Annotated in this window: 3 protein-coding genes; all 3 read left to right on the forward strand. The window is 59.6% G+C overall.

Annotation, left to right across the window (positions count from 1 at the left end; genetic code table 11):
• On the forward strand, positions 1 to 1,150 hold a 1,150-nt coding region (locus tag JNN07_21895; protein MBL9170404.1), incomplete at its 5' end, for a cbb3-type cytochrome c oxidase subunit I.
• A gap of 21 nt (positions 1,151 to 1,171) precedes the next feature.
• Positions 1,172 to 1,963 (forward strand): CbbQ/NirQ/NorQ/GpvN family protein, encoded by a 792-nt coding sequence (locus JNN07_21900; protein ID MBL9170405.1) that lies wholly within the window; start codon positions 1,172 to 1,174, stop codon positions 1,961 to 1,963.
• A gap of 4 nt (positions 1,964 to 1,967) precedes the next feature.
• A partial coding sequence (locus JNN07_21905; protein ID MBL9170406.1) for a hypothetical protein occupies positions 1,968 to 2,327 on the forward strand: 360 nt, incomplete at its 3' end.

The following is a 2,327-nucleotide window of genomic DNA, read 5'->3' on the forward strand; positions in this document are numbered from 1 at the left end:
CATCCCGGAGGAAGTCGAACGCGAGCTAGAATGGCCCAAGTTGGCCTGGTTGCAGTATTTCTCGCTGTTGATTGTCGGCGTGATCGCCGTGGGCTGTTACCACTTCAACATCTGGGAAGGCCGCAAATTCCTCGAAATCCCGCGTCCACTGGACTACCTCGTGGTGGTCAACGTGCTGATGTTCATCGCGAACATCGGAGTGACGATGTGGAAAGGCAAGCGGAGCACGACCACCTCCATGGTCCTCTTCATGGGTCTGCTGTTCGCAGCGTTGCTCTATCTGCCCGGAATGGTTCAGGTCCGAAACCAAACCGTCGATTCCTTCTACCGCTGGTGGGTGGTGCATCTTTGGGTGGAGGGGGTCTGGGAACTCATCATGGGGGGCATGCTTTGCTACCTGCTCATCAAGCTAACGGGCGTCGACCGGGAGGTGGTGGAGAAATGGCTCTACCTCATCGTCGGGCTCACCTTCCTTTCCGGAATTCTCGGCACCGGACATCATTACTACTACATCGGGACACCTCGCTACTGGCTTATCGTGGGCGGAATCTTTTCCGCCCTGGAGCCGCTGGCTTTTTTGGGAATGGCGATCTATGCGCTGGCGATGGCCAAACGCGGGGAGCGCAAGCACCCAAACCGGATCGCGCTAACCTGGTCGCTGGGATGCGCCGTGATGTCCTTCGTGGGAGCGGGCTTCCTGGGCATGGCTCACACACTGCCGCAGGTCAACATGTATACCCACGGGACCCTGGTTACCGCCATGCACGGTCATCTGGCTTTCTGGGGGGCTTACGCGATGATCGTCCTGGCCATGATAGCCTACGCGCTGCCCCTCATGACGGGACGCAAGCTCTGGGACACTCCTTTGGCAAGCTGGGCGTTCTGGACCTCCAACATCGGCATGCTAGGCATGACGGGGGCATTGGCGGTCGCCGGAATCACTCAGGTGAACTTGGAACGCCGCATGGGACTCGATTTCATGCTGGTGCAAAAGGAAATCCAGGTTCACTTCATCGGCATGCTTTTGGCCGCGGCGCTGTTCACCGTAGGCATCGGCATGTTCATCGTGACGTTCTTCCGACATGGACTACCCAATGATGAAGCCCTTGGGACCGACGTGGCCGGGGATCTGGTCGCGGTTGGCAAATGAAGCAGGCCCCGCTTCGAGCCCATGCCTGAATCCATTCAACTTATGGCTGTATTCTATCTGCCCGTCGGAAAAGAAGAGGAGGTATTCCGCCACGCCTGGGGATGCCAATTGCCCCTGATGGTTAAAGGGCCCACCGGATGCGGCAAGACCCGCTTCGTCGAGCACATGTCCGAGGTGCTGCGGTTACCCCTCATTACGGTCGCGTGCAACGAAGACACCTCCGCCACAGACCTGCTCGGCAGGCATCTCCTGATCGGAGGCGAAACGCGTTGGGTGGATGGTCCAGTCACCAGGGCCGTGCGGCAAGGGTGCCTGCTGTATTTGGATGAGATTGCAGAGGCCAGGCCCGATGCCCTGGTGGTGATTCACTCCCTCACGGACCACCGGAGGGAGCTCTTTTTGGATCGAACGGCGGAAATCGTGAAGGCGCCAGGATCCTTCATGCTGGTGGTGAGCTACAACCCAGGATACCAAAGAAGTCTGCGCGAAATGAAACCCTCCACTCGCCAACGTTTCATCGCCCTCGATTTCAACTATCCTACCGAGGAACTCGAAACCGAAATCGTCGCGCGGGAGACCTGCGCCGAACGCTCGGTCGCCCGCCGGCTGGTGCAGATCGGGAGAAAGGTCCGTCATTTAACAGAGCTGTCTGTGGTGGAATCGGTGTCCACTCGACTGCTCGTCTCCGCCGGTAAACTCATCCATGCAGGGGTCCCGCCTCGGCTGGCCTGTCTCACCGCCATCGCCGAGCCGCTCACCGATGACGCCGATGCGCGCGCTGCCATCCGCCAAGTCATCGAGCTGACCATCTGACGCCATGCTCGACTGGGAAGAAAACCTGTTTCTGGGACTCAAGGCGCTCTACCGTCGCATCGTGGTAAGCCCCCAGGAAACCCGGCGCGCCGCCGTGCGCGCCTCGCTCATGGATCATCGAGGTGCCCTGCGATTGGTGGCGGGCATGATCTCGGAGCAGAACGTGGGGCTGCTCGAGACGACGGACTCGACGCTCTGTGGAACCGATCGGATTTTTCTTCCCCCTGAAATGTCGCGGCTCCCCAGTATTCAGGAGAACACCGACTACTATCTGCTCCGCACCGTGGTGGCCGCGCTGGCCTTGAGGGAAGGCTGGCATCGCAATGGAACCTCCTTGAAGCAGCAGTTGGGAAGCTGTGGCGAG

It is taken from the genome of Verrucomicrobiales bacterium (genome assembly GCA_016793885.1).
In the GTDB taxonomy this organism is placed as follows: domain Bacteria; phylum Verrucomicrobiota; class Verrucomicrobiia; order Limisphaerales; family UBA11320; genus UBA11320.

Coding starts and splice junctions, on each gene's coding strand:
- JNN07_21900 (MBL9170405.1), top strand. CDS start 1,172: ATGCCTGAATCCATTCAACTTATGGCTGTATTCTATCTGCCCGTCGGA.